The organism is Desulfobacter sp. (assembly GCF_050177295.1).
Genome location: NZ_JBFXHE010000457.1, coordinates 1 through 3,385, shown reverse-complemented (window position 1 = coordinate 3,385; position 3,385 = coordinate 1). Strand labels below are relative to the sequence as shown.

4 protein-coding genes are annotated in these 3,385 nt (G+C 50.1%); all 4 read right to left on the bottom strand.

Annotated elements, in window-relative coordinates; all coding sequences use genetic code 11:
- On the bottom strand, positions 1-635 hold a 635-nt coding region (locus AB7U36_RS20985), incomplete at its 3' end, for an RNA methyltransferase (RefSeq protein ID WP_428161571.1).
- Between the two features lie 168 nt (positions 636-803).
- Positions 804-2,063, bottom strand: coding sequence for a hypothetical protein (locus tag AB7U36_RS20980; protein WP_428161570.1), 1,260 nt, complete (start codon positions 2,061-2,063; stop codon positions 804-806).
- Positions 2,064-2,159: 96 nt separating this feature from the next.
- On the bottom strand, positions 2,160-2,426 hold the full coding sequence (locus AB7U36_RS20975; RefSeq protein ID WP_004073296.1) for a hypothetical protein: 267 nt from the start codon (positions 2,424-2,426) through the stop codon (positions 2,160-2,162).
- 304 nt (positions 2,427-2,730) lie between these two features.
- On the bottom strand, positions 2,731-3,385 hold a 655-nt coding region (locus tag AB7U36_RS20970; RefSeq protein ID WP_428161569.1), incomplete at its 5' end, for a DUF2867 domain-containing protein.

Sequence of the window (3,385 nt, the reverse complement as noted above, 5' to 3'; positions counted from 1 at the left end):
CGGGCCTTGTCAAGCCGGTGTTCCGGATTTTCATGATTGATGTAATGGATTCGGGCAAAGGTCTCTTTTAGTTCTTCATACATGTTCTCCAGCTCATGCCGACAGGCCAGCCGGGGGATATGACATTCCGGTGCCCGGGTGCGGGCCTGGAACAGTTCATAACACATGACCATGACGGCCTGGGCCAGGTTCAGGGAAGAAAATCCGGCTGTGGGAATATTCACAAGCTCGTGGCATAGCTGCAAATCTTCATTGGTCAAACCCCGGTCCTCGGGGCCGAAAAGAACGGCTACCCGGTTTTCTGAAGAAATGGGGATCAGTTTTGCGGCAAGATCGGCGGGAGAAGAATTCACCCGGCGTGTGCCACCAAGCCTTGCGGTGGTTCCGACAATCCAGTTGAACGCCCCAAGGGCCTCAGGAAGCGTGCTGCAGACCTTCATGGCCTTTACCAGTCCGGAAGCGGAGTGGGTTGCCACTTTCAGAACACGTTCCATGTCAAGGTGCCTGGGCGCAGACACAATCAACTGCCCCACCCCCATGTTTGCCGCAGCCCGGGCCGCGGCACCAATATTTTCCGGAATCCGGGTATCATGAAGCACAATGGCGACATTTTCCATGCGAATCTTTTGACACATCCTATTCCCCTTTTACGTCCCACTCAAAATCTTTCCGGTGATCAGCGCAGTATCACCGCAGCGGGGTTGCCGCAAGCGTTGCTGCGCACTCTGCGCGATGAAGATAATCATGCCGCATAATCGGTTGTCAACAGATAAAACTGCTACACCCTCAGCTTCACATACGGATCAGTGAAGAAAAAAGAGGTGGCATACCGTGGAGGCAGTTGCCCACATCACGATGGCGTAGAGCCAATTGCTCTGGATGATCAGTTTCGGTGACACCTGGTACCGGCTGACCAACGCCAGTCCGACGCCGGACAATGGACTGCTGGCCGTTGCTATGGCCCAGCAACTGAGAAATAGAAAACCCAGTTGAGAAGGATTCGGGTTGAGCGGAAGAAGCAGGGGACTGGCGATGGAAATGCTGACAACCGGATGAACGCCGGCGATTCCGATGATGATCATCACAGCCAATATCATCGACAGCAGCCCCGGAGTCAAGGCTGATCCCTCAAGGCTGAACAATGCAGGATACACAAGGGTCATTGATTTTATCCCTGCCGAAAAAACACCTGCAGCAAGGAACAGGGTAAACTGGCTGCCGACCGATAGCAGGCTATTTTTAATAAAGTCATGCAGCGCAGTTATCCTCGGACGGAATTTCATGAAAATAACGGCCCCGAAAGGTGAAATCAGGCAGATAATGGTAAGAATGCTGATATCGGGTTGAATATAATGAACACTGAGAACAACTGCAGCAAGAAACGTCGGCACTATCATGGTTGCCGTTTTGAATGGATATCCGGAAAAGAGTTCTTTTCTGAAAAAACATACTTCAACAATTGAATAGCCAATGGCAAGAAGACTCATCATCGCACCGGGGATCAAGGTTTGCCGCCATGACATGCCGGGGGCGTACGTGAGGGCAACACCCGTAGCGACAAAGAAGGGAGACCACCATGCCGCCGAACAGAACGAGCGGGCAAGAACGATCGTCTGAGTTTTGGTCAAGATGCCGTTTTTACGAAGACGATCACCGAAAACAAACAGCACTGACAGATTGATAATCGATCCGAGCAGGTGGGTGCCGAATGCTGTAACGGCAACAGACCGCTTTCCCTGGGGCAGCGTCTGGCCTTCGATGCCGGTATTTGTCAAGGCAAGGAAAGAGACGGAAACAAACATCGCCAGCAGCGGCAGGTTGGTGGCAAGAATTTTCTGCCAGCCAAGAAACACGCCCCGGAAAGCCGCAAAGGCAACGAGGATGCAGCCGGTTATGAGGAGCAGCAATGCCTGGTTGCGTGGACCCTTGCCCAGGGTAGGCCACATGAGAACCGGCACAAGCCAGCCGAGCAGTGTCGGTAGAGCCAGAATAGAGGGCACGGGAATACTTATAAGATACAGAACAAGCGTCCCAGCGATAATCCACCCGATATACATTTGCATTTTATTGTTTCAACCTGTCTTCAAGGCCGTAATACCATTAGCGCTTACCGGGGAGAGTCAAAACAAATGCAACAATAATTCGAGTTTAGAGCAGCATTAATCAAGTCCCAGGTTGTCGTAAAAGTGCCGGCGTTTCATCCTGCGCAGTGCCTTATCTTCTTTGACCAGATAGCAGTATTTGTTGTTTTGGTCATCAAAACATTCAAACAGTCCGGTATAATCTTCTATATCTGTAACATCACAGATCCTGGAAACATCATCGTTAAACCGCCGGCATACCGAAACCCAGTCTTCAATTTTCGAGTCTTTTTTGATGGTGATCGCCTTTGAGGCCTCATCATATTCCGCCTGGATGGATTTCATCTCAATACCTCCAGATTTTTAAAATTACAGGATCAAAAAGGCCCTGTTTATAAAATTTATTTTAGCAGAATAACTCTTTTTGTGTAAAATCTAAAATGTACAATCCTATCGGATCGAGTGTGTTTTTTTATAAACCCACATGGGCCGCAAGCCCACAACAAACAATGAAACTAAAGACTCCAACAATTCAGGGCTAAAATGGGCGCCGCAGGCGCTTCGCCCTCTTGTCTCTAGTTTCATATAAAAATTTTAAATGAAAGCAACCTTGAAAAGTGCGTAATTCTCAGTTCCAATGCCATCACACTTACGTGCGCGGCATTAAATGTTCGCGGTCCCTGCTGCGGCCCTGTCTTTCGATGGCCTGGATCAGGCGGGTAAAAATCAGGTAGTGAAAAGGAAGGAAAAAATACCAGTATATATCACCCCAGATACCGTGAGGTTCAAAGTATGCGGTTACAATGAGGCGGTTCAGGTGCGGGTTTTCAGCTTTGACGGTAAATTCCAGCCAGGCCTGGCCCGGCAGTTTCATCTCGGCCCTTAATAGAAGCCGGCGATAGGGCTCGATTTTCTCCACACGAAAAAAATCGATCACGTCATTTTCCCATAACTCGGACTGGCTCCGCCGCCCCCGCGACATGCCCACACCGAGAAACAGTCGGTCGATTTCACCCCGCAGATACCACATCCAGTTGTTATGAAACCACCCTTCTTTGCCCCCGATCCGGCAAAAAGCATAGAACAGGGATCTGTCGAGTTTGGGTGAGTCTATCCAGTACCGGCTGATATAATGGGGTACCCGGGGCAATTCATGCAGCCTTGGAACCAGATTCCCATTGGGCGGATAGGCACAGGACCATCGGCTTTGCATGGTGTCCTCTTCTTCGATTTTCATGGCGCGTTTGACTGCTTCACGAAAGGGAACGGTCTCGAAGGGAATTAGAGCCTGGATCTCCTCATTT